Source organism: Pseudooceanicola spongiae, from assembly GCF_014899185.1.
Lineage (GTDB): Bacteria > Pseudomonadota > Alphaproteobacteria > Rhodobacterales > Rhodobacteraceae > Pseudooceanicola > Pseudooceanicola spongiae.
This window is the reverse complement of sequence record NZ_CP045201.1, coordinates 2,056,562-2,080,181: the sequence shown is the minus strand read 5'-3', so window position 1 is coordinate 2,080,181 and position 23,620 is coordinate 2,056,562. Positions and strand designations below refer to the sequence as shown.

The window sequence follows — 23,620 nt, the reverse complement described above, 5'->3', positions numbered from 1 at the left end:
GTATTTCGGGCAAGATGACGGGGGGTGGCCGTGCTGGTGGCGCGCGATGGGGCAGGGGCGCTTGCGGGTTGGCCTGTCGTGGCATGGGGCGTGCGGCATGGATTGACCTTCGCCGGAGGGGCGCTAAAGCTTGCGCCGCGCGCGGCCCCGGGCTGCGCAGAAATGCTCTCTCCCTGAAAGGACCAGACGATGAGCCTTGCCCACGGCCGCCCCTACCTTGCCATTCCCGGACCGTCGGTCATGCCGGATGCTGTGCTTCAGGCGATGCATGTGCCCGCGCCCAATATATATGAAGGCGCGCTGGTCGAGATGACCCATGCGATGATCCCGGATCTGAAGCGGATTGCGCGGACCGAGCATTATGCGGCGATTTACATCGCCAATGGTCATGGCGCCTGGGAAGCGGCGCTGAGCAATGTGCTGAACCCCGGTGACAAGGTGCTGGTGCCGGCGACGGGGCGCTTTGCCTTTGGTTGGGCGGATATGGCCGAGGGGCTGGGGCTGGTGCCGCAGATCATCGACTTCGGTCTGCGCGCGCCGATCGATGCGGCGCGGGTCGAAGAGGTTCTGGCGGCTGACACGGGGCACGAGATCAAGGCGGTGCTGTTTTCGCATGTCGATACCGCGACCTCGATCCGCAATGATCCGGCGGCGTTGCGGGCGGCGCTGGACAGCGCGGGGCATCCGGCTCTGTTGATGGCGGATTGTATTGCCTCGCTCGCCTGTGACCGGTTCGAGATGGATGCCTGGGGCGTCGATGTCATGGTCGCGGGCTGTCAGAAGGGGTTGATGACGCCGCCGGGGCTGGCCTTTGTGTTCTTTAACGAGCGGGGCCACGAGGCGCGGGACCGGGTGACGCGGGTGTCGCGCTATTGGGATTGGCGGCCGCGCAGTGAGCCGGATTTCTTCTACAACTTCTTTGGTGGCACTGCGCCGACGCATCACTTGCTGGGTCTGCGCGCGGCGCTGGATCTGTTGCATGGCGAAGGGATCGAGGCGGTCTGGGCGCGGCATGAGACTTTGGCCAGGACCGTCTGGGCGGCCTGCGAGGTCTGGTCCGAGGCCGGTGCGATGCGGATGAACATCGAGGACCGGAGCCTGCGCAGTCATGCGGTGACGGCGCTGGGTGTGGGCTTTGGCAATGGCGCGAAGCTGCGCGAGTGGACGGCGCAGAATGCCGGGCTGACCCTCGGCCTCGGCATCGGCATGGCGAGCGAGGAAGATCCCGAGAGCAGCGGCTTTTTCCGCATTGGCCATATGGGGCATCTGAATGCGCATATGGTGCTGGGGGCGCTGGGGGTGATCGAAGCCGGGATGCAGGCGGTGCAGATCCCTTATGGCAAGGGCGCGCTGGCGGCGGCAGCAGGGGTTGTCGCGGCGGGCTGAGCTCTGCCGGCTGTCGATGCGGAAACGGCGCCCTCTGGGGCGCCGTTTTATGTTTGGGCTCAGGCGGTTGCGGTCAGGCTCGCCTCGGCATGGGCGAGGGCGCGTGGCAGGGCCTCTTCGAACAGGGCCATGTCGCGGGCCGGACCGCAGGAGACGCGGATGCAGCGGTCCTGTGGGGCGACGAAGGGCATGCGGATGAAGATCCCCTCGGCTGCGAAACCGGCGACCAGAGCGCGGGCAAAGGTGCCGTCGCGATGCGTGTCGAGGGCGACGAAGTTGGTGGCCGAGGGCAGGGCGGTCAGACCATGCGCGGCGCCGATGCGGGCCAGAGCGGCGCGCGAGGTCGCGACTTCGGCGCGGATATGGCAGAGCCAGTCGGTGTCAGCCAGGGCGGCGAGCGCCCCGGCCTGGGCGGCGCGGTTCAGGCCGAAGTGGTTGCGCACCTTGTCGAAGGCGGTGATCAGATCCGGGTGGCCCATGGCATAGCCAATGCGCGCGCCCGCCATGCCGTAGCCTTTGGAAAACGTGCGCATGCGGATCAGGCGGGGGTCGTCCATCGGCAGGCCGGTGAGGGCGTCTTCGGGCGCAAGCTCTCCGTAGGCTTCGTCCAGCACCAGCAGGGTGCCTTGCGGCAGGGCGTCGAGGGCGGCGGCGATCTCGGTGCCGGGGACGTAGCTGCCCATCGGATTGTCGGGGTTGGCGAAATAGATCAGCTTGGCGTCGGTCTCGGCCGCTTTGGCGATCAGGGCGGGCAGGTCTTCGCCATCATTGCGATAGGGCACGGTGTGGATCTGCCCGCCGAAGCCCGCAACGTGGTAGTTGAAGGTGGGGTAGGCACCGAGCGAGGTGACGATGTTGTCGCCTGCCGTCACGGTCAGCCGCACGAGGTCGCAAAGCAACCCGTCGATGCCGCCGCCGACGACGATATGGCCCGCCTCACAGCCCCAGTGGGCGGCAAGGGCGCGGCGCAGATCATGGCTGGTCGGATCGCCGTATTGCCAGATGCCGCCATTGGCATCCTGCATCGCCGCGAGGGCCAGAGGCGAGGGGCCGAAGCCGTTTTCATTGGCGCCGAGACGGGCGGTGAAGGGCGCGCCACGACGGCGTTCAAGCTCCTCCGGCCCGGTGAAGGGGACGGTGGAGGGAAGGCTGGCGGCCAGCGGGGTAAGACGGGCATTGCTCATTGTGCCTCTTTGCCGCGCGGCGGGCGGTTTCGCAAGAATTTTGCGCCCCCGCTGGCATGGGTTTTTTCGCCGCATTGCAGCGTCTTGGCGGGCGCGCCGTGACGTTGCGTTGGGGGCGCGGCGCAGGGTCGACAGCGCAGGCGCGCGCCGCGATGATCCGGGGCCAGAGAGGGAGGACGATCATGACTGAGCAGAGCGGGTTTGAGGCCGAGGTTGCGGCGCGGGTGCGCGTCGAGGTGCGCGATCACATCGCCCATGTGACGCTGACGCGGGGCGACAAGATGAACGCGGTCGACCCGGCGATGGCCGAGGCGATCGTCGCCGCCGGCGAGAGCCTGCGCGGGCGCGATGATATCCGCGCCGTAGTGCTGGCGGCGGAGGGGCGGGCGTTTTGTGCGGGCCTCGACGTTGCGTCCTTTGGCAAGTTCGCCAAGGAAGACCCGGTGGCGCGGGTGATGCCGCGCACGCATGGCGAGGCGAACCTGATGCAGCAGGTCTGCATGGTCTGGCGCGATCTGGAGGTGCCGGTGATCGCCGCGTTGCAGGGCGTGGCCTTTGGCGCCGGGCTGCAGCTGGCGATGGGGGCGGATATTCGCGTGGCAGATCCGGGCACCAAGCTGGCGATCATGGAGGCGAAATGGGGGCTGGTGCCGGACATGGGCGGCATGGTGGTCTGGCCGGGGCTGATCCGCTCCGACGTGCTGCGGTTGATGACCTATACGGCCGAGCCGATTGACGCGGCGCAGGCGCTGAGCTGGGGCCTGGTGACGCTGATCTCGGATGACCCGCTGGCTGAGGCGCAGCGCATCGCTGGGGTGATCGCGGGGAAAAGCCCCTCGGCCACGCGCGGGGCCAAGCGGTTGATTGCGCTGGCGGAAAGCGGTGCCAGTTCCGCCGAGGTACTGCTGGCCGAGAGCCGCGAGCAGGCGGCGCTGATCGGTGGGGCGCACCAGATGGAGGTGATCGCCGCCAATATGGCCGGGCGCGCGCCGCAGTTCGACTGACGCCTAGCCGGTGGGGCGGTGGGTCTTTTCGCCGCGCGCGGCCTTGTCGGGGCGAAAGCCGATCCGCTCGGTCGCGAGGAACTGGCCAGAGGGCAGGCGGCTGAGCTTGCCCTCATAGAGCAGCTGCCCGAGGGCGGTGATGCAGGCTTCGCGGGTGATGTCGCGGCCAGCGCTGCGCGCCAGAGCCATCAGCTGCGCCGAGGACATCTGCGCGCCGCCGATCACGAGGGTGAGGTAGGCGGCGGCGGCTTCGATCACCTCGGGCAGGCGGGTGGCATCGTGGCGGGCGGCATAGTCGGCAAAGGGCGCGGGCGTGTCGCCGGGGGCGTCGATGCGCTGTGCTTCGCTCAGCAGCAGGGTGTCGGGGCGGGGCGGAGCGACGGCCTGATGCGGGGCGGTGCGATAGGGCGTGTCGGCTGGCGGGGCGTCGTCTGCGCCCTCGCGCTGTTTGGCGGCGGCGCGCAGATGGGACAGCGTGGCGCGGCGCTGACTGGCTTCGCCTATGGCGAAACGGCTGTCTATCTCGCGCAGCAGGCGTTCGGTCTGGGCGGGGGTGTCGACGCGGCGCAGCAGGGCGGCGGCATCTGTGCGCGGGGGCGGCGTTGAAGCGACGGGCGGAGCGACGGGGCTGGTCGGCGGAGACGTTTCGGTTTGCGCCTCGGGCTGGGCCACAGGCAGAGCGTCCGTCAGCAGCAGCGTGGCGGCCGGGTCAGGCTCAGCTTGCGGCGCGGGCGCGGGGTGTTCGGGGGTCTCGCGCAGGGGCGTTGCGCCGAACTGCGGATCCTCGGCGGCGAGGGTGCGAAAATGCTCGGTCAGGGCCTTTGCTGCGGCCACGGCATCCTCGAGCCCCTCCAGCGTGCAGGAGAAGGCGCCATATGACACCGTCAGGATCGTGCTGGACTCGGCCAAGGTCATCTCGTTCAGGCTGGCGTTTCGGGCTGTTTCGCGGCATGGCCCCCGGAGTGCCCCAGTGTGCCCCGCAGGGCGTGGCGTGCGGCCCGGGAGGTGGCTTGCCCTTGATGCATCATAAAGCCTGCGATTCTATGGTGCGGGCGGTGTCATTTTGTGGCGATATTGTGGTAACTATAGAATGAACTCCGGGAAAACATGACAGGACGCGGCCTGATACAGAGCGTGATTGAGAGCGCGGGGCCGGTGGCCCTGATCGGTGGCGGTGAGGTGCCGGGGGCCGTGGCTGAGCGGGTGCTGGCGATGGCCGGGCCGGTCGTGGGTGCCGATGGCGGCGGAGAGTGGCTGCTGCGCCGGGGCCGGATGCCCGATGCGGTGATCGGTGACATGGATTCGCTGGCGCCGCGCTGGGCCCGCAGGATGCCGCCCGAGCGGTTGCATCGCATCGCCGAGCAGGAGAGCACGGATTTCGAGAAATGCCTGACCCGGATCGACGCGCCGCTGGTGCTGGGCGTCGGCTTTCTGGGCGCGCGCGCCGATCACATGCTGGCGGCGTTTTCGGTGTTGGCGCGGTTTCCCGACCGCCCCTGCCTGCTGGCGGGGGCCGAGGACGTGGTGTTTCACGCCCCGCCCCGCCTGCAACTGACGCTGGGGCGGGGGGATCGCTTCTCGCTCTATCCTATGCGGCGGGTGAGCGGGCGTTCGACCGGGCTGGAGTGGCCGATCGACGGGCTGGCGTTTGCGCCGGACGCGCGTATCGGCACCTCGAACCGGGTCAGCGGGCCGGTCGATCTGCACTTTGACGGGCCAGGCATGCTGGTCATATTGCCGGCGGCGGCGCTGGCGGATGCGGCAGCGGCGCTGTTGGGCTCTGCCGCGAAATGGCCCGCTCTCGCAGAATGATATAGAGGCCGGAGGCGATGGTGACGGTGATCCCGAGCAGCGCCAGCCCATCGGGGAAATCGCGGAACATCGCCCAGCCGATCATCGCGGCAATCGGGATCTCAAGGTACTGCATCGGCGCCAGGGTCGAGGCGGGCGCATAGCGCAGCGACCATGTCATCAGCAGGTGCCCAAGGGTGCCGATGCCGCCGATGGCAATCACCAGTGCCCAGCTCTTAGGCTCCAGCGCAGTCAGCGTCAGGCCGGGCACGTCGAAGGCGTTGGTCACCAGCAGCAGCGGCAACAGGATCACGGTGGCCATAACGCCGCTGACCGCCTGCATGCCAATGGGGTCGACCTGCTTGGCGATCTGGCGGGTCACCAGCATGAACAGCGAAAAGAACACCGCCACGCCGAGGGGCAGCAGGGCCGGCACGCCAACTTCGGAAAAGCTCGGCTGGATCACCATCATGGTGCCGACAAACCCGACAACACAGGCGGCCATGCGGCGCGGGCCGACGTCTTCCTTCAGCACGAAATGCCCCAGAAGCAGCATCAGGAAGGGCATGACAAAGCAGATCGCTACGGCATCTGCCAGCGGCAGAAAGCGCAGCGCGCTGAACATGCACATGATCCCGCCCATATGCAGCAGCGTGCGCAACAGGGTCATGCGCATGACATAGGGGCTGGCGCGCCAGGGGCGGCGGCCCAGAACCACGACGGGCACCAGAAACACCACCTGAAAGGCAAAGCGCAGCATCATCAGCTGCGCGACGGGCATGACCTCGCCCAGCAGCTTGGCGATGGAATCGCCCAAGGGGGCAAAGACGCAGAAGCCCAGCATCAGCAGGATACCCAGAACGGGCCGGTCGAGCGTCAGGAGCGGTGTGGCGGGGGTTTGTGCGGTCTTTTCCATGGGCTTGACGCTAGGTGGGCGCGCGTGGCCTGTCCATGGCCAAGCGCGTCGGTTTCACCACAGGGCGGTTTTGCAGCTTTGTGCCTCAGCAGTTCGGCACGTTGACCGCCAGCCCCCCGAGCGAGGTTTCCTTGTAGTGTGCATGCATGTCGCGCCCGGTCTGGCGCATCGTCTCGATACAGGCATCCAGCGGCACGAAATGGCTGCCATCGCCGCGCAGCGCCAGGCTCGCCGCCGACACCGCCTTGATCGCGCCCAGACCGTTACGCTCGATGCAGGGCACCTGCACCAGACCGCGCACCGGATCGCAGGTCATGCCGAGGTGATGCTCCAGCGCGATTTCGGCGGCGTTCTCGATCTGCTCAGGGCTTCCGCCCATGACAGCGCAAAGGCCCGCCGCGGCCATGGCAGCGGCGCTGCCGACCTCGGCCTGACAGCCCGCCTCGGCACCCGAGATCGAGGCGTTGTATTTCACCAGCCCACCAATGGCGGCAGCGGTCAGGAAAAACTCGGGCAGGCGGTCGCGCGAAGCGGTCGGCACATGGGCCAGCCAGTATTTCACCACCGCCGGCATGACGCCCGCGGCCCCGTTGGTCGGGGCGGTGACGACCTGTCCCCCGGCGGCGTTTTCCTCGTTCACCGCCATGGCGTAGCAGGCGATCCAGTCGTTGATCACATGCGGCGGGGCGAGGTTGCGCCCGGCCTCATCGCGCAGGGCGTCGTGGATGGCGGCGGCGCGGCGCTTCACCGACAGGCCCCCGGGCAGGATGCCGCCCGTCTCCAGCCCGCGATCGATGCAATCCGACATCACCTGCCAGATCCGCCCGATCCCGTCCGAGACATCGGCACGGCCCCGTGCGGCCTCGTTCGCGCCCTTCATCTGCGCGATACTGAGGCCGGAGCGCTGCGCCATCTCCAGCATCTCGGCGGCGGATTTGAACGGATAGGGGATGGGGCTGCCCTCGGCCTCAGCGCGGCCTGCGGCCTGCTCGGCCTCGGTCAGAACAAAGCCGCCGCCGATGGAATAATAGACCTCGGACAGGATCACGTCGCCCTGGGCATCCAGCGCCATGATCTTCATGCCATTGGGGTGGCCGGGCAGGGCGCTGTCGTAATCAAAGATCAGATCGGTCGCGGGATCAAAGGACAAGGCTCCAAGCCCCTCTGGCCTGAGCGTACCGGTCTCTGCGATGCGCACCAGCGCGGCTTCGGCCGCCTCGGCGTCGTAGCGCTCCAGCACAAACCCATCGAGGCCGAGGATCACGGCGCGGTCCGTCGCATGGCCCTTGCCGGTAAAGGCCAGTGAGCCATGCAGCGAGGCCCGCAGCCCATGGGCGGCAAAGGGGGCGGCGCGCAGCCGGTCCAGAAACCGCCCCGCCGCCACCATCGGCCCCATGGTATGCGAGGAAGACGGCCCGATGCCGATCTTGAAGACGTCGAAGACGGAAATGAACATGACACACCTGTTGTTTGCACCGATCCTAACGAAGCGCGCCGCCAAGGTGCAGCCAAAAACGACGCCACAGACAGACCCAGCGGCGACTTGGGTCCCCGCGCGCACTTCCGGCTTCTTCTTGCTCTTCATATTCCCGCCGGAGGCATGGAACGCCCAAAGGGCGTGCCATTCCCCTCTCCGCCAGCGCGCGCTCGGGAAATCGACCCTCGCTTCTCAGAGCGGTTCTAAATATAACCGCCCCGAACCCAAGGCAGGATCCAACGGAGCACCTCCATGAGCCGAGAGCTTTCCCCCACTGACACGGCCAAATACGCCGCCTCCCGTCGCGCCGTCGGCTTTGTCGAAGATGGCATGCGCGTCGGTCTGGGCACCGGCAGCACGGCGGCCTTCATGGTGCGCTGCCTCGGCGCGCGGGTGCGGGACGAGGGGCTGAAGATTCGCGGCGTGCCGACATCCTCGCGCACGGCGGCTCTGGCGCGCGAGGTCGGGATCGAGGTCGTGTCGCTGGATGACGCAGGCTGGCTGGACCTGACCATCGACGGCGCCGACGAAGTCGACGCCAATCTGACGCTGATCAAGGGCGGCGGCGGCGCGCATCTGCAGGAAAAAGTCGTGGCCAGCGCCTCTGACCACATGATCGTGATCACCGACGCGGCCAAGCAGGTCGCCACGCTGGGCGCCTTTCCCCTGCCGGTCGAAGTGCTGGGCTTTGGCCTGCGCTCGACGCAGAAACTCATCGCGGCGACGCTGGCCGATATGGATGTGCTGGGCCACGAGATCACCCTGCGCATGGCAGGCGACGCGCCCTATATCACGGACGAGGGCAATCACATCCTCGACCTGCATCTGCAGCGCATCGGCGACCCGGCCCAGCTGTCAGGGGCGCTGAACCAGATCGCGGGGGTGGTTGAAAATGGGCTTTTCATAGATATCTGCGACCGGGTGATCATTGGCCACGAGGATGGCCGGGTCATCACGCGCGATATCAAACAAGGCACATTGGAGGAGGTGCGCCTGACCATCCCGGAGACGGGAAACCTCTATAACGACGTTTCGGACTGACATAAGGACCTTCCTCCCATGAGTTTCGACTATGATCTCTTCGTGATCGGTGCCGGTTCCGGCGGCGTGCGCGCTGCCCGTGTGGCAGCTGGTGAAACCGGCGCCAAAGTCGCCATTGCCGAAGAGAGCCGCTATGGCGGCACCTGCGTGATCCGTGGCTGCGTGCCGAAAAAACTGATGGTCTTCGCCTCGGGCTATGGCGCGGCGGTCGAAGAGGCCAGCGCCTATGGCTGGGACGTGCAGATCGGCGATTTCAGCTGGCTCGCCTTCCGCGAGAAACTGATGGCCGAGCTGGACCGCCTTGAGGGTATCTATCAGCGCCTGCTGGAGAATTCGAAGGTCGAGCGGTTCTCGCAGCGCGCCTCGGTCGTCGATGCCCATACCGTGAAGCTCGCCGATGGCACCACCAAGACCGCCAAGCACATCCTGATCGCCACCGGCGGCCGTCCGGTGCGCCCGGATCTGCCCGGTGCCGAGCTCGGCATGATCTCGGACGATATCTTTGACCTGCCCGAGTTGCCAAAGACGGTGCTGATCGTCGGTGGCGGCTATATCGGCAGCGAATTCGCAGGCATTTTCAACGGTCTGGGCGTGAAGGTCACGCAGTTCTATCGCGGCCTTCAGATCCTGCGCGGCTTTGACGAAGAGGCCCGCACTCTGGTCGCGGAAGAGATGCGCAATGCCGGTGTCGACCTGCAGACTGGCATCGACGTCACCCGCCTCGAAGCCGTCAGCGGCGGCATCAAGGTCACGGCGAGCGATGGAACTGTCGCGACCTACGAAAAAGTGATCTTTGCCACGGGGCGCAAACCCAACACTGACGGGATGGGTCTGGACGACACCGGCGTCAAGCTGGGCGCCAAGGGTGAGGTGGTGGTCGATGACTACAGCCAGACCTCCGTCCCCTCGATCTATGCCATTGGCGATGTGACCGACCGGGTGCAGCTGACTCCGGTCGCGATCCGCGAAGGCATGGCCTTTGTCGAGACCGTGTTCAAAGGCAACCCGACGAAACCCGACTATGAGCTGATCCCGACCGCGATCTTCACCCAGCCGGAATTCGGCACGGTGGGTCTGTCGGAGGAAGAAGCCCGCGTGAAAGAGCCGATCGAGGTCTATGCGACCTCGTTCAAGCCCATGCAGCAGGCCTTTGCCGGCGGTGCCGCGCAACGGATGCTGATGAAGCTGATCGTGTCCAAGGCGACCCGCGTCGTGCTGGGCTGTCATATCGTTGGCCCCTCGGCTGGCGAAATGATCCAGCTGGCGGGGATCGCCGTAAAAATGGGTGCGACCAAAGAAGATTTCGACCGGACCGTGGCGGTACACCCCTCTGCGGCCGAAGAGCTCGTGACGATGCGCACACCGGTCCGGACAACCTGACCGGATCATCTGGAGGGCGTCGATGGGTCAACAAGGTTGATCCGTCGCGCCTTTCAACCTTGAATTGATACTAAGGGCTGCACAGTTATAAGCAGATATACCTTAGGGAAGGGGAGACTATGGCTGGAAACAATGGCGGTCCTTGGGGGGGCAGCGGTTCCGGCGGAGGGCGTCCGACGCCCCCGGAGAATAACGACACCAACAAGGACAACGGTGGCAACCGCCGTCCGGCTGGCAATGGTCGGCCGAATGGCATGCCCGATATCGACGATCTGGTCCGCAAGGGTCAGGATCAGCTGCGCGTCCTGATGGGCGGCAAGGGCGATGGCCCGCGCAAACCGGCAGGCGGTGCGCCCGGTGGTGGCCCCAGCGGCCCCATGGTCACACGCGGCACGATCCTGATCGGCCTTCTGGTGGTCTTCGCGCTGTGGCTGTTTGCCAGCTTTTATACGGTGCGCCCCGAAGAACGCTCGGTCGAGCTGTTCCTGGGCAAGTATTCCTCGCAGGGGGAACCCGGTCTGAACTTCGCGCCCTGGCCTCTGGTCACGCATGAGGTGATCTCGGTCACCAGCGAACGCAACGTCGATATCGGCGTCGCAGGGCGCAGCGAGGATGCGGGTCTGATGCTGACGGGCGACGAAAATATCGTCGACATCGATTTCCAGGTCGTCTGGAACATCAACGATCCCGCGAAATTCCTGTTCAACCTCCGCGATCCGCAAATGACGATCACCGCCGTGGCGACCTCGGCCATGCGTGAAATCATTGCACAATCCGAGCTTTCGCCGATCCTCAACCGGGACCGTGGCGCGATTTCGGGGCGTTTGCAGGACCTGATCCAGTCGACGCTGGACAGCTACAACTCTGGCATGAACGTGATCCGCGTCAACTTCGACAAGGCCGATCCGCCCGCCGAAGTCATCGACGCCTTCCGTGAAGTGCAGGCGGCTGAGCAGGAACGCGAGAAGCTGACCAATCAGGCCGATGCCTATGCCAACCGCGTCACTGCGGCGGCACGGGGTGAAGCGGCGCAGATCATGCAGCAGGCCGAAGGGTATCGTGCCCAGACGGTCAACGAGGCCGAAGGTGAAGCCAGCCGCTTTACCGCCGTTCTCAACGAGTACCGCAAGGCACCCGACGTCACCCGCAAACGTCTCTATATCGAAGCGATGGAGGATGTTCTGGGCGGCGTGAACAAGGTGCTGATCGACAGCAATGCCGGAAACGGGGTGCTGCCGTATCTGCCGCTGAACCAGCTTGCGCCCGGGGCCAAAGCCGCCCCTGCCACGCAACCCGGCGCAAGCCAGTAAACGGGAAAGAGAGACATGAAAAAAGCAACTCTGATCATTCCCGCCATTGTCGTCGTCGTGGTCGCAGCCTTCAGCTCGATGTTCATCGTCGATGAGCGTGAGAACGCGCTGGTCCTACAATTCGGTCGTGTCGTGGCCGTCAAGGACCAGCCCGGTCTGGCGTTCAAGATCCCGCTGATTCAGGAGGTCGTGAAATATGACGACCGTATCCTGAGCCGCGATATCGACCCGCTTGAGGTGACACCGCTGGATGACCGCCGTCTGGTGGTCGATGCCTTCGCGCGCTATCGCATCAACGATGTGCGTCAGTTCCGTCAGGCCAACGGCACCGGGGGCATCCCCGCCGCCGAAGCCCGGCTTGATTCGATCCTGCGCTCGCAAACCCGCGAAGTGCTGGGCTCGGTCAGCTCGAACGACATCCTGAGCAGCGATCGTGCGGCGCTGATGCTGCGCATTCGCAATGCCTCCTACGACGAGGCGATGGCGCTGGGGCTTGAGGTCATCGACGTGCGTCTGAAACGCACCGACCTGCCGAAGGAAAACCTGGACGCCACCTTTGCCCGGATGCGGGCCGAGCGGGAACGCGAAGCCGCCGATCAGGTCGCACGCGGTAACGAACGGGCGCAGGAACTGCGCGCCGAAGCGGACCGCAAGCAGACCGAACTGGTGTCGGAAGCACAGCGTAAATCCGAGGTGATCCGTGGTGAAGCTGATGCGCGCCGCAACGCGGTTTTCGCCAAGGCCTTCGGCGCGGACGAGGAGTTCTTTGAATTCTATCGCTCGCTCAACGCCTATCGCAAATCGCTGTCGGGCAGCAATTCGACGATGGTGATCTCGCCCGATAGCGAGTTCTTCAGCTACCTCAAGTCCGACAACCCCACCAATGCCAGCCCCGCGCCCTACGATCCGGCGTCGCCGAGCGATGATGCGGTTCTGCTGGATCAGGGCAATGCCCCCGAAGGCGATGTTCTGGGCACGGACGCCGCGGATGCGGATGCGATGGCCCCGGTCACCGCTGAAACGGCTGCCGACGACGCAGCTGCTGAGCAGGCACCCGAGGCCGCACCTTCGGAGGTTCCCGCGCAAGACGGGGCTGCTTCCGGTGCCTCGTTGGTGCCCGGCAATGCCGATGGCAGTGTTGCGCCCCCCGCCGGGGCGGCTGCCGACAAGTGATGCCGCAAGGTCTCGCGTGATCTGTGCAAAGGGCCGGCCAAGCGCTGGCCCTTTCGCGTTTTGCACCCTGAAACGAAGCGGAGCGCGCAGCGGGCGGAGAAAATATTTGTGCGACGCGCGCGTGATCGTAAAATCCGCTGGGTGGATGGCCTGAATTGTTTTCAAATTTACTGAAAATCAGGGCTTTGCTGAAAGGCTTGCGGCGAGTCCGGACAGCGCGCGATCGGGTGTCGGGTGGCGAAAATCCTCTCACAGGGGTTTCACGCCGTGTTGACGGGTCGCGATAGGCTTTGTGTTGCGGTGCGATACACCTAGGTTAGAAACAACGACATGTTCTGCCCGCCGCTTTGGGTATGAAACTTGAAAATTCAATTGAAAGGAGACTTGGGAATGAACAGACAGGCATTGGCCTTGCGATCCCAGACGCCGCAAGCGTTGCGCGCCTTGTACATGGGCGCACTCGCGATGGTCCTGCTGCTGGGCCAAACCCTTTCGGCAAGCGCACTCCCCGACAGTTTCGCGGATCTCGCCGATAAGATCAGCCCCTCGGTTGTGAACATCACCACATCCATGACAGTCACCGAACGCGCCGGCCCCTCGCCGGTGGTGCCCGAAGGCTCGCCGTTTGAAGATTTCTTCCGCGAGTTCCAGGACCGCAACGGAGGCACCGGTGATCAGGCCCGCCCGCGTCGCAGTCAGGCGCTCGGCTCCGGCTTCGTGATTTCCGAGGACGGCTATATCGTTACCAACAACCACGTCATTGAAAACGCCGATGAAATTCAGATCGAGTTTTTTGATGGCGAAGTGATGGATGCCAAGCTGATCGGCACCGACCCGAACACAGACATCGCGCTGCTCAAGGTGCAGACCGACAAGCCGCTGCCCTTCGTCACCTTCGGCAACAGCGACAATGCCCGCGTTGGCCAGTGGGTCGTCGCCATGGGCAACCCGCTGGGTCAGGGCTTCTCGGTATCTGCCGGGATCGTCTCTGCCCGCAACCGTGCCCTCAGCGGCACCTATGACGATTACATCCAGACCGATGCGGCGATCAACCGCGGCAACTCTGGTGGCCCGCTGTTCAACATGGACGGCGAAGTCATCGGCGTGAACACCGCGATCCTGTCGCCCAACGGTGGCTCGATCGGGATCGGCTTCTCGATGGCGTCGAACGTGGTCTCCAAGGTTGTCGACCAGCTGAAAGAGTTCGGCGAAACCCGTCGCGGCTGGTTGGGTGTGCGCATCCAGGACGTCACGCCGGACATGGCCGATGCCATGGGCCTGAAAGAAGCCAAGGGCGCGATGATCACCGACGTGCCGGATGGCCCTGCCAAGGATTCCGGTCTGGCCGCTGGTGACGTGATCGTCAACTTCGATGGCAAGGACGTCAGCGACACCCGCAGCCTGGTGCGTCAGGTCGGCAATACGACCGTCGGCAAGACTGTGCGTGTCACCGTTCTGCGCGGCACGAACACCGAGACGCTGAAAGTCACGCTGGGCCGTCGTGAAGACTCCGAAGCGGTGCCTGCCGCTCAGGTTCAGGATCAGCCCGCCGAGGCCGAAACCCTTGATCTGATGGGCATGTCGCTGAGCGAGCTGACACCGGAGCTGAAAACCCAGCTTGAGCTGGGCGATGATGCGACGGGTCTTGTCGTCACCGATGTCGACGAAATGGCCAACGCCTTTGAAAAGGGCATCCGCGCTGGCGATCTGATCACCGACGCAGGTCAGGAAAAGGTCTCGACCATTGCCGAGCTGCAGACCCAGATCACCGCGGCCAAGGACGCCGGACGCAAGTCGGTCCTGCTGCTGATCCGTCGTCAGGGCGACCCGCGCTTTGTGGCGCTGCCGCTGGACGCTGAAGAAAGCAAATGATCTGACGCGCCAAAGGCGCAATGATTGGAAAAGGGCGCCCTCGGGGCGCCCTTTTTGCATGTGGCGGCTGTGCATGGGATTGCAGGGTTGGTCTAATCCTCCAGCCCGATATCGATCAGCCCCATCTGCCGCGCCGCTGCCAGCGAGAGCTGGCGACTGTCGAGGCCGAGCGGGGCCTGATAGGCTTGCACGGCGTCCTGCGTCGCCGAGTTCATCTGGCCTGAAATCGACCCGGCATAGAGCCCGCGTGCCGCAAGTGCGCGCTGCAGCGAGGCAATGCGCGCGGGCGTCATCTGCTCGGGACAGGGGGCGCGAAACCAGTAGACATGGGGGGCATCGTGCTGGTGGCTGGCACGGAAAAGCGTAGCGGTGGCACTGGCGGCGACGGTGTCGTGGCTCCAGCAGGTCTTCGGGTCGGCGCTGCCGGGCGCCGTATCGCGCAGGCTCGTGACCTCCGGGGGGCCGAGCGCGGGGAAGACGGGCAAGTCAGGCGCGCAGGCGCTGAGCAACAGAGCTGTACTGAGCAGGGCGATGATGTTGAGCGGTGTGATCGTGGCATCCTCCTGCGCCTGTGACTGGGCCTGTGCCGGGTGGTCGGTGCGATGCTAATGGGTTCGCGGCGCGCGTGGAAGGTCTCTCCGTCCTGCGATCCGGGTGGGGCGGGGCGCCTGCGTGCCCTCTGGCCGGGCGATGCAGAGGCGGAGGGGCACTTCGGTACGGCAGGGATGCGGCGCAAGGGGTAGGGGGCAGGCCGCGGGGGCTCCGCGATCCCGACCCGGACGGGGCGACGCTGCACCAGATGGCGGATTTCGCAGACTTGTGTGCGTGCTCTGCAGGCTTGGGGTGCAAAAGGGGCTGGAAGGGGGCAGGGCGCGCCGCTAGGTAGGGGCGAAGCAAATTCAGCAAAATGGGGCAGGTATGGCCAAGATTACCTATATCGAACACAGTGGCACTGAACATGTGGTTGAGGTGCCCACCGGGTTGACCGTCATGGAAGGCGCCCGCGACAATGGCATCCCCGGGATCGAGGCCGATTGCGGCGGCGCCTGCGCCTGCTCGACCTGCCACGTCTACGTCGCACCGGACTGGGTCGAGAAACTGCCCGCCAAAGACGACATGGAAGAAGACATGCTCGACTTCGCCTATGCGCCCGATCCCGTGCGCTCGCGTCTGACCTGTCAGCTGAAGGTCACCGATGCGCTTGACGGGCTGGTCGTGCAGATGCCCGAAAAGCAGATCTGATGACAGAGGCGAGGCAGCCCGGGGAGGCGCGGCGTCTGGCCGCGCGCTTCTGGCGCTGCCCCGCCCGCCGCGCGGTGCAGATGGTGTGCCTGTGGCTGGTGCCTCTGGCAGGCGGCGCGCCGGGGCTGGCCGCGCAAGAGCCGGCGGATCCGGTTATCCTGTCGGCGCAGTTCGCGGATCCGACGGACCGCTATCCCCACGGCGTTCTGGGGGACAAGATCGAATACGGTGCTCTGGCGCTGCGCCTCTCGGATGGGCGCGTCCTGCACTACAGCCTGCCCCGCTCCCTGGTTTTTGAGGATTCCGCGCCACGGCTTGTGGATCTGGATCACGACGGCGCGCCAGAGGTCATCGTCGTCGAGAGCAGCCTGAGCCGCGGCGCGCGTCTGTCGGTCTGGGGGGCAGCGGGGCGGATCACTGCAACGCCGCACATCGGGCAGGCCTACCGCTGGCTCGCGCCGGTCGGGGCGGCGGATCTGGACGGCGATGGCGCGATCGAGATCGCCTATGTCGACCGCCCGCATCTGGCCAGAACCCTGCGCATCTGGCGCTATCAGCACGGCAGGTTGCACGAGGTGGCCGAGGCGCCGGACGTCAGCAATCACCAGATCGGCTGGCCCAGGATCGCCGGCGGCATCGCAGAGTGCCCGGGCGCCGCGCCGCGCATGATTGTCGCGGATGGCGCATGGCAGGACGTGCTGGCGCTGCAGCTTTTGCCGGGTGGCAGGGTGACGCGGCAGCGCCTTGGGCCCTATGCCGGACCCGAGAGCCTGACGGCCGCGATGCGCTGCTGATCTCGGTCGGCGCTTCAGGCCGTCGGATCGGGGGGGATGATTTCGGGGCGTGGCCCGCCCATGGTCCACAGGATGAAGGGCAGGGTGGCAATGGCAAAGGTCTCGGACCGGCGCAGGGGCCAGGACCGATACATCAGCACCGCGCCAAACAGTTTCATCACCACCAGCAACGGCAGCGAGGCCAGCAGGCTGGGCCAGTGATCGACATAGGTCAGGAAGGCGAGGCCGGTGAGGCCTATGCCGCCCAGCACGACCAGCGCGCCCAGCACAAACGTCATCAGTCGCACCCGACGAGAGGCCTCCATCCGGTAGGTCAGTTCGGGCACTGCGACCGAGAGGCGCGTGCCGATCTCCGAGATCAGCGTCAGATAGCTCTGCTGCGCCGCATCCACCGGGTGCGGCGCCACCGAGGTGGTCAGCTGAATGCGTGCCGAGGTCTGGGGGCCGACAAGATCGAGCCGGATGATGCGCACCCCGGCAATGCGCATCTGGATCAGCGCGGCCTCTCGCACCGTGGCGAGGTCGAGGCCGCCCTGCGGACCGCTGAGCTGGTTTGCGCGCAGCCGCCATTCCTGACCGCGGCGCAGCAACGCAGGGCGGACGGTATAGGTCAACTCTTCGGGCGGCGCGGCGCAGGTCATGCCGCCGAACGTTACGCGAAAGTCATTTTCGTGCAAGCAAACTTGTCACAGGTGCGCGGCGACGGCGGATTTCTCGCCTCGGTTGTGCTGGGCTGTGCTTGTGTGCTGCGCAGAATGCCGCTCTGCCGGGTCTCACTGCGCTCGCCCGGCGCCCAAAGGACGCCAGAGCGGGCGGTGGATCAGGACAGGATGCGCCAGCCGATGTCACTGCGCAGGAAGCCTTCGGGCCAGTCGATATCGGCGGCCATCGCATAGGCACGGTCGCGGGCTTCTTGCAGGGTTGCGCCGCGCGCGGTCAGGTTCAGCACGCGCCCGCCGTTGGCCAGGATGCGCCTGCCGTCCAGAACGGTGCCGGCGTGAAAGCACATCTGGCTGTTGGTTTCGGGCAGGGCCGAGAGGCCACGGATCTCGGTACCCTTCTCGTAGGCACCGGGATAGCCATTGGCGGCCATCACCACCGTCATCGCGTGATCGTCGGCCCAGTTGACGCGCGCCTCAGCCAGACGGCCTTCGGCAGCGGCCTGCAGCAGATCGAGCGCCTGACCTCCGAGACGCATCATCAGCACCTGGGTTTCGGGATCGCCGAAGCGGCAGTTGTATTCGACCAGCCGGGCCTGCCCGTCCTTGATCATGAACCCGGCATAGAGCACGCCCTGATAGGGGGTGCCGCGCTTGACCATCTCGGCCAGAGTGGGGTGGATGATTTCCCGCATGGCGCGCTCGGCGATGGCGTCGGTCAGGACCGGGGCGGGGGAATAGGCCCCCATGCCACCGGTGTTGGGGCCTTCGTCGCCGTCAAAGGCGCGCTTGTGATCCTGTGCGGTGCCGATGGGCAGGGCATCGAGCCCATCGCAGAGGATGAAATAGGAGGCTTCCTCGCCCTCCATGAACTCCTCGATCACGACCTCGGCCCCGGCGGCACCGAATTCGCCGCTGAACATGTCGTCGATGGCCGCGAGCGCCGTGTCGAGGTCCATGGCGACGATGACGCCCTTGCCCGCGGCGAGGCCGTCGGCCTTGATGACGATGGGCGCGCCCTGTTCACGGACGTAGGCGCGGGCCGCGTCGGCGTTGTCGAACCGGCCATAGGCGGCGGTCGGGGCGCCAGCGGCGTCGCAGATCGCCTTGGTGAAGCCCTTGGAGGCCTCGAGCTGGGCGGCGGCCTGGCTGGGGCCGAAGGTGAGGATACCAGCGGCACGCAGGGCGTCGGCGACCCCGGCGGCCAGGGGTGCTTCGGGGCCGATGATGACAAAGTCGATGGTCTGACTTTCGGCAAAGGCTACCACGGCGGGCCCATCGAGGATGTCGAGGTCAGCGCAATCGGCGATCGCCGCAATGCCCGCATTGCCCGGAGCGACGATCAGCCGGTCGCATTTGGGGTTTTGCATGACGGCCCAGGCCAGGGCATGTTCGCGGCCGCCGCCGCCCAGAATAAGGATGTTCATGGCGTCTCCCTGACGTGTTTGAGGCGGGTTTAGCGAGGTGGCGACGTGGGGGCAAGCGGTGAGGCAGGTCTTCAGGGGGGCTCTGCCCCCACGCCTTGCGGCGTTCCCCCGAAGTATTTCGGGCAAGATGAAAGAGCCGGGGGTGGAGGCTGGCGTCAGGGGTGGTATGTTGGGGCAAACTGACGAGGTGGATCGTGGACCTGTTTGAAGAGGATGTGCCGGGCGGCGGGCCGGACAATGCGCCGGAGTTTTCGGTGTCAGAGCTGTCGGGCGCGATCAAGCGGGTGATCGAGGGTGAATTCAGCCATGTGCGGATTCGCGGTGAGATCGGTCGGGTCAGCTTTCCACGCTCGGGGCATGTCTATCTGGATCTGAAAGACGACAGCGCGGTGATTTCCGGGGTGATCTGGAAGGGCGTTGCCGGACGTCTGGAGACCCGGCCCGAGGAGGGGTTGGAAGTGATTGCCGTGGGGCGGATCACCACCTTTCCGGGGCAGTCGAAGTATCAGCTGGTCATTGAGGATCTGAAGCCTGCCGGCATGGGCGCCCTGATGGCGATGCTGGAGAAGCGCAAGGCGTTGCTGGCTGCAGAGGGGCTGTTCGCGCCCGAGCGCAAGCGGCCTTTGCCGTTTCTGCCGGAGGTCATCGGGGTGATCACCTCGCCCTCGGGGGCCGTGATCCGCGATATTCTGCACCGGTTGCGCGACCGGTTTCCGCGCAAGGTGCTGATCTGGCCGGTGGCGGTGCAGGGCAAGGCCTGTGCGCCGGAGGTGACGCGGGCGATCGAGGGGTTCAATCGCTTGCAGCCGGGGGGGGCTTTGCCGAGGCCGGATCTGCTGATCGTGGCGCGGGGCGGTGGTTCGATCGAGGATCTCTGGGGCTTCAACGAGGAGAGCGTGGCGCGGGCGGCGGCGGCGAGTGCCATTCCGCTGATTTCCGCCGTGGGCCACGAGACGGACACCACGCTGATCGATTTCGTCAGTGACCGGCGTGCGCCGACGCCAACCGCTGCGGCTGAATTGGCGGTGCCGGTGCGGGCCGAGCTGATGATCTGGGTCAATGAGCAGGGCGGGCGGTTGCTGCGGGCCGAAACGCAGGCGGTGCAGATGCGCGCACAGCGGCTGCGCGATCTGGGGCGGGCTCTGCCACGGCCGCAGACATTGACCGAGCGGGCGCGCCAGAGCCTGGACATCTGGGGCGAGCGGTTGCCGCGTGCTCTGACCGGGCTGGCGCAGCGCAGTCGTGTCAAGCTGAGCGAGCAGGCGGGGTCGTTGCGCCCTGGCATCCTGACCCGGCGTCTGAGTGATGACCGGCGGCGATTCGAGGCGCTCTCGGGGCGGCTCGACCCGGCTTTGCGGCGTATGGTCAGCGCCAAGACCGAAGCACTGGGGCGGCGCACCGACCGGCTGTCCGTTGCGCCGATCCAGCGCGAGCTGCTGCGCCAGTCCGGCGATTTTCAGCGCGAGCTGCGCAAATTCGCTCAGGTCGCCGAGGCGGGGCTGCGCAAGCGGCGCGACCGGCTTGAGGCGCTGGATCGCCTGCGCCTGTCTGTCGGGTATGAGGCGACGCTGGAGCGTGGCTATGCCGTGGTGCGTGACGGCGAGGGGCGTGTGCTGCCGCGTCTGTCGGCCGCGTGCGACGCGGCGACGCTGGAGATCCAGTTTGCCGATGGACGTCTGACGGTGGGGGCAGAGGCCGCCGCAGCGAAGGCCGCAGAGGCGAAGCCGGACACGGCTCCCGAAGCGGCAGAGACGCCGGCGCCGAAACCTGTCAGCCGCAAGAAACCCAGCCCGCCCGAACAAGGCTCGCTGTTCTAGCGTTCAGACGCCGACCTCGGGTCCGGGGCATTGCATGGCCTCGGGCGCATCCTGCATCTGGTAGAGCTCTGTCAGCGCGCCGTCCTCGCCCTCGAACTGGGCGGTCATGCCCTCGGGGCTGCGGAAAAAGCGCCAGCACTGCGGGGTTGGCGTATTCTCATAGACGAAGCAGATGGCGCCCTGATCCTCGTACCAGCGGCCCTCCTGACATTGACCGTTCAGGAAGGACCAGCGCACCCTTTGATTGTTGAAATATTCCTCAACTCCGTAGGGCTGCCCCTGCGAGCCATAGTAGAAGGTCTTGCCCTTGGAATAGGCGTCGAAATCCTGCGCGCTCATCTGATCCTGCGCCCAGACGGGGGCGGCGATCAGGCTGGCGATCAGGGCGAGGCTGGGGAGGATACGCATAAGGCGCATCCTGTCAGAAGCCAGAGCGACAGGGAATATCAAAAGCGCTGTGGCGGGGTTTCGGGCGGCGGCGTGCCGGGGGCGGTGCGCTCAGAGCGGCACCCGGCGACACGGGCGTCCATCACCCGGCGCCAGCGGCGCGGAAACAGCGCCAACGTCGCCATCACCGGTAGCCCATGCGGCAGCACCGGCATATCGGCGTGCTCAAGCTGCAGGGTGGGATAGCCGCGCTGGGGATGCATGTGATGGTCCGAGTGGCGCGGCGCGTTCAGCATCATGGCCGCGCTGGCGGCATGGGGCGTGTTCCAGGAATGCAGTGGGCCGACAGGCTCCAACCGGCCATTGGCGCGGCTCTGGCGCAGCAAGCCATAGTGCTGAACGTAATCCGATTGCAGGATCTGCAGCTGCGCTATGGCGCAAATTGCGACATAGATCAGCAGCCCGCGTGCCCCGCCCGATGCCAGTGCCAGCGCGCAGAGGCCAAGGGCGATGGCCATATCCCCGAGGTAGGGGTGCCGCCGCTTCCGTGACGCGCGCTGCAGATCGCGCCGCTCAGCCCGCAGGCCGGCCACGAAGGACCCCGCCCAGGCGCGGGGCAGGAAGCGCCAGAAGCTCTCGCCCAGCCGCGCGGTATTGGGATCGTGCGGCGAGGCGACCCAGCGGTGATGCACCTTGGGATGGGCGCTGGCGTGGTGACCGAACAGCTGGCTGGCGTAGACGCCCCGGCCCAGTCGGCGCGACAACCGGCGCGGTCTGTGGATCAGCTCATGTGCGCCGGGGTGGCTGACCTGCCCGAACCACAGCGCCAGCGCCAGCGCGGCGGGCAGCACCGACCAGCCCTGCACGCCGCCGGGGCCACAGAGCCAGACCAGCGCCAGCGCCACCAGCCCCGGATGCACCAGCCCAAGCGTGATGGTCAGCCCCTCGCCCATGCCGTCACTGGGCGCAACATTGCCCTCGACCTCGGGCAGCAGCCGATCAAGCAGCGGGATCAGCCCGCCCATCACCGCCAGCGCCAGCCAGACCCAGGGGCCACCCAGCCCCATCGCCAGCAGCAACAGCGGCACCGGGCCTAGCGTGGCAATTGCGAAACCTGTCATCTCTGGGCGGTCCATGGCAGCTACGGGCATTCCCCAAAGCTAGCACGACAGGGTTTTACAGGCCATTACGCCACTTATCCCACAGACAAGCGGCGCTTATCGCATGTCCGGGCCTTCCATAGGGGCGGCTTTGGCACTACCTCTGCCACAGCATTCAAATCGGCATGATCGGGGTACAGATGGCGCTTTTCTCAAAACTGAAAGACAGGCTGTTCAAATCCTCCTCCAGGTTGGAAGAGGGGCTGGACGCCATCGTGACCGAAGGCGGCACGGCTGACCCGGCAGTCCCCGCCCCGGACAAACCCGAACGCCCCGCCCCGGATCTGCCGCAGGAAACCCCGCCAACACCGGAGCCTGACCTGCCAGAGCCCGCGCCCGAGGAAACCCCGGCCCCCGAGCCGGAGCCGGAGCCCGAGCGCACGCCCGAACCCGGCCCCGATCTGCCCAGACCGTCGGTGCCACCGGGGCGCCCGACACCGGACCTGCCCGGCCCCACCCCGGACGAGGTGCCCCAGCCCGCGCCCGACATGATCCCGACCCCGGTGCGCGAGGCGCCGCGCCCCGCCCCGACCGAGATCCCGACCGGCACACCCACCGAACTGCCCCCCGGCATCACCTCCGCCGCCCCGGCGCGTGGCGGCCTGATGTCGCGGTTTTTCGGCGGTCGGGGCGAAGCTGGCAAAGCGGACGCTGGCAAAGCTGAGGCCGGCAAGCCCGAATCCGGCAAGGCGGCGAGCGCACAGCCCACCCTGCGCCGCGCCCTTGATGACGACATGCTGGAACGGCTCGAAGAGCTGCTGATCGCCTCCGACATGGGCGTCGACACGGCGCTGCGCGTCACCGCCAACATGGCCGAAGGGCGCATGGGCCAGCGCCTGTCGACGGGCGAAATCAAGACCCTGCTGGCGCGTGAGGTCACCCGCATCATGGAACCCGTCGCCCGGCCCATGCCGCTCTACCCCAAGAAACCTCAGGTGGTTCTGGTGGTCGGCGTCAACGGCTCGGGCAAGACCACGACCATCGGCAAGCTCGCTTCGCAGTTCCGCGCCGCCGGCAAGTCGGTGATCATCGCCGCTGGTGACACCTTCCGCGCCGCCGCAGTCGAACAGCTCGAAGTCTGGGGCCAGCGCGCCGGCGTTCCGGTGCTGAAGGCGGGCGCGGGCACCGACCCCGCAAGCCTCGTCTTCGACGCCATGACCCGCGCCGAGGCCGAAGGCGTCGATCTGCTGATGATCGACACCGCAGGCCGCCTGCAAAACCGCGCCGACCTGATGGAGGAACTCTCCAAGATCGTCCGCGTCATCCGCAAGAAAGACCCCTCCGCGCCGCACAACACCCTTCTGGTGCTCGACGCGACGACCGGCCAGAACGCCCTCAGCCAGGTCGAGACCTTCCGCAAGCTCGCCGATGTTTCGGGTCTGGTGATGACCAAGCTCGACGGCACCGCCAAGGGTGGCGTCCTCGTCGCGCTCGCCGACAAGTTCGGCCTGCCGATCCATGCCATCGGCGTGGGCGAGCAGATCGACGACCTCTCCCCCTTTGATCCCGAAGATTTCGCCCGCGCCCTGACCGGCGCCTGAGGCACGGGGCTTCTTCTTGCCCTGTACTCTCGGGGTGAATTGCCCCCGGCACGGGGGCA

21 protein-coding genes are annotated in these 23,620 nt (G+C 66.3%); 12 read left to right on the top strand and 9 right to left on the bottom strand.

The window, feature by feature from the left end:
• Positions 1-189: 189 nt before the first annotated feature.
• Entirely contained in the window at positions 190-1,386 is a 1,197-nt protein-coding gene (locus F3W81_RS09805) for a pyridoxal-phosphate-dependent aminotransferase family protein (RefSeq protein ID WP_193083396.1), read from the top strand.
• Between the two features lie 59 nt (positions 1,387-1,445).
• Here F3W81_RS09805 and F3W81_RS09800 read toward each other — a convergent pair whose 3' ends face one another.
• On the bottom strand, positions 1,446-2,570 hold the full coding sequence (locus F3W81_RS09800) for a pyridoxal phosphate-dependent aminotransferase (protein ID WP_193083395.1): 1,125 nt from the start codon (positions 2,568-2,570) through the stop codon (positions 1,446-1,448).
• Positions 2,571-2,752: 182 nt separating this feature from the next.
• Between F3W81_RS09800 and F3W81_RS09795 the strand changes: the two genes are divergently transcribed.
• Entirely contained in the window at positions 2,753-3,574 is an 822-nt protein-coding gene (locus tag F3W81_RS09795; RefSeq protein WP_193083394.1) for a crotonase/enoyl-CoA hydratase family protein, read from the top strand.
• Positions 3,575-3,577: 3 nt separating this feature from the next.
• On the opposite strand, the gene F3W81_RS09790 is transcribed toward F3W81_RS09795, so the two are convergent.
• The gene (locus tag F3W81_RS09790; RefSeq protein WP_193083393.1) at positions 3,578-4,483 is read right to left on the bottom strand and encodes a hypothetical protein; all 906 of its coding nucleotides are present in this window, start codon (positions 4,481-4,483) and stop codon (positions 3,578-3,580) included.
• 198 nt (positions 4,484-4,681) lie between these two features.
• Between F3W81_RS09790 and F3W81_RS09785 the strand changes: the two genes are divergently transcribed.
• Positions 4,682-5,386 carry a thiamine pyrophosphokinase gene (locus F3W81_RS09785; RefSeq protein WP_193083392.1) on the top strand — a complete coding sequence of 235 codons (705 nt, stop codon included), beginning with the start codon at positions 4,682-4,684 and terminating at the stop codon, positions 5,384-5,386.
• Here the strand turns inward: F3W81_RS09785 and F3W81_RS09780 are convergent.
• Together F3W81_RS09780 and F3W81_RS09775 are read right to left on the bottom strand one after the other, a co-directional pair.
• Positions 5,304-6,245: a DMT family transporter gene (locus F3W81_RS09780; protein ID WP_193083774.1), complete on the bottom strand. Its 942-nt coding sequence runs from the start codon at positions 6,243-6,245 to the stop codon at positions 5,304-5,306. The genes F3W81_RS09785 and F3W81_RS09780 overlap by 83 nt on opposite strands.
• A gap of 121 nt (positions 6,246-6,366) precedes the next feature.
• Entirely contained in the window at positions 6,367-7,737 is a 1,371-nt protein-coding gene (locus F3W81_RS09775) for an L-serine ammonia-lyase (RefSeq protein ID WP_193083391.1), read from the bottom strand.
• Positions 7,738-8,010: 273 nt separating this feature from the next.
• On the opposite strand from F3W81_RS09775, the gene rpiA reads away from it, so the two are divergent.
• The 5 genes from rpiA (at position 8,011) to F3W81_RS09750 (ending at position 14,534) form a co-directional block, all read left to right on the top strand.
• Entirely contained in the window at positions 8,011-8,799 is a 789-nt protein-coding gene (gene rpiA / locus F3W81_RS09770) for a ribose-5-phosphate isomerase RpiA (protein ID WP_193083390.1), read from the top strand.
• 18 nt (positions 8,800-8,817) lie between these two features.
• Positions 8,818-10,179 (top strand): glutathione-disulfide reductase, encoded by a 1,362-nt coding sequence (gene gor / locus F3W81_RS09765; RefSeq protein WP_193083389.1) that lies wholly within the window; start codon positions 8,818-8,820, stop codon positions 10,177-10,179.
• 119 nt (positions 10,180-10,298) lie between these two features.
• Complete coding sequence (gene hflK, locus F3W81_RS09760; RefSeq protein ID WP_193083388.1) at positions 10,299-11,489, top strand: FtsH protease activity modulator HflK; 1,191 nt, start codon at positions 10,299-10,301, stop codon at positions 11,487-11,489.
• Positions 11,490-11,504: 15 nt separating this feature from the next.
• Positions 11,505-12,662, top strand: coding sequence for a protease modulator HflC (gene hflC / locus F3W81_RS09755; protein WP_193083387.1), 1,158 nt, complete (start codon positions 11,505-11,507; stop codon positions 12,660-12,662).
• Positions 12,663-13,052: 390 nt separating this feature from the next.
• Positions 13,053-14,534: a DegQ family serine endoprotease gene (locus tag F3W81_RS09750; RefSeq protein WP_193083386.1), complete on the top strand. Its 1,482-nt coding sequence runs from the start codon at positions 13,053-13,055 to the stop codon at positions 14,532-14,534.
• 92 nt (positions 14,535-14,626) lie between these two features.
• Here F3W81_RS09750 and F3W81_RS20855 read toward each other — a convergent pair whose 3' ends face one another.
• Positions 14,627-15,019, bottom strand: a complete 393-nt coding sequence (locus F3W81_RS20855) for a peptidoglycan-binding domain-containing protein (protein ID WP_226941937.1) — start codon at positions 15,017-15,019, stop codon at positions 14,627-14,629.
• 433 nt (positions 15,020-15,452) lie between these two features.
• Between F3W81_RS20855 and F3W81_RS09740 the strand changes: the two genes are divergently transcribed.
• Together F3W81_RS09740 and F3W81_RS09735 are read left to right on the top strand one after the other, a co-directional pair.
• Entirely contained in the window at positions 15,453-15,776 is a 324-nt protein-coding gene (locus F3W81_RS09740) for a 2Fe-2S iron-sulfur cluster-binding protein (protein ID WP_193083385.1), read from the top strand.
• Positions 15,776-16,570 carry an FG-GAP repeat domain-containing protein gene (locus F3W81_RS09735; protein WP_226941936.1) on the top strand — a complete coding sequence of 265 codons (795 nt, stop codon included), beginning with the start codon at positions 15,776-15,778 and terminating at the stop codon, positions 16,568-16,570. The genes F3W81_RS09740 and F3W81_RS09735 overlap by 1 nt, the downstream gene beginning before the upstream one ends.
• Positions 16,571-16,584: 14 nt before the next feature.
• Here the strand turns inward: F3W81_RS09735 and F3W81_RS09730 are convergent, their stop codons facing one another.
• A complete protein-coding gene (locus tag F3W81_RS09730) occupies positions 16,585-17,247 on the bottom strand; it encodes a hypothetical protein (protein ID WP_193083384.1) in 663 nt (220 codons plus the stop codon).
• Positions 17,248-17,390: 143 nt separating this feature from the next.
• Positions 17,391-18,656, bottom strand: a complete 1,266-nt coding sequence (gene purD / locus F3W81_RS09725) for a phosphoribosylamine--glycine ligase (RefSeq protein WP_193083383.1) — start codon at positions 18,654-18,656, stop codon at positions 17,391-17,393.
• Between the two features lie 194 nt (positions 18,657-18,850).
• On the opposite strand from purD, the gene xseA reads away from it, so the two are divergent.
• Positions 18,851-20,473 carry an exodeoxyribonuclease VII large subunit gene (xseA, locus tag F3W81_RS09720; RefSeq protein WP_193083382.1) on the top strand — a complete coding sequence of 541 codons (1,623 nt, stop codon included), beginning with the start codon at positions 18,851-18,853 and terminating at the stop codon, positions 20,471-20,473.
• 3 nt (positions 20,474-20,476) lie between these two features.
• Here the strand turns inward: xseA and F3W81_RS09715 are convergent, their stop codons facing one another.
• Positions 20,477-20,881: a hypothetical protein gene (locus tag F3W81_RS09715; RefSeq protein WP_193083381.1), complete on the bottom strand. Its 405-nt coding sequence runs from the start codon at positions 20,879-20,881 to the stop codon at positions 20,477-20,479.
• 38 nt (positions 20,882-20,919) lie between these two features.
• Positions 20,920-21,981 carry an alkane 1-monooxygenase gene (locus tag F3W81_RS09710; RefSeq protein ID WP_193083380.1) on the bottom strand — a complete coding sequence of 354 codons (1,062 nt, stop codon included), beginning with the start codon at positions 21,979-21,981 and terminating at the stop codon, positions 20,920-20,922.
• A gap of 179 nt (positions 21,982-22,160) precedes the next feature.
• Here F3W81_RS09710 and ftsY point away from each other — a divergent pair, with 179 nt between their 5' ends.
• A complete protein-coding gene (gene ftsY / locus F3W81_RS09705) occupies positions 22,161-23,561 on the top strand; it encodes a signal recognition particle-docking protein FtsY (RefSeq protein WP_193083379.1) in 1,401 nt (466 codons plus the stop codon).
• The last annotated feature ends 59 nt before the right edge of the window (positions 23,562-23,620 follow it).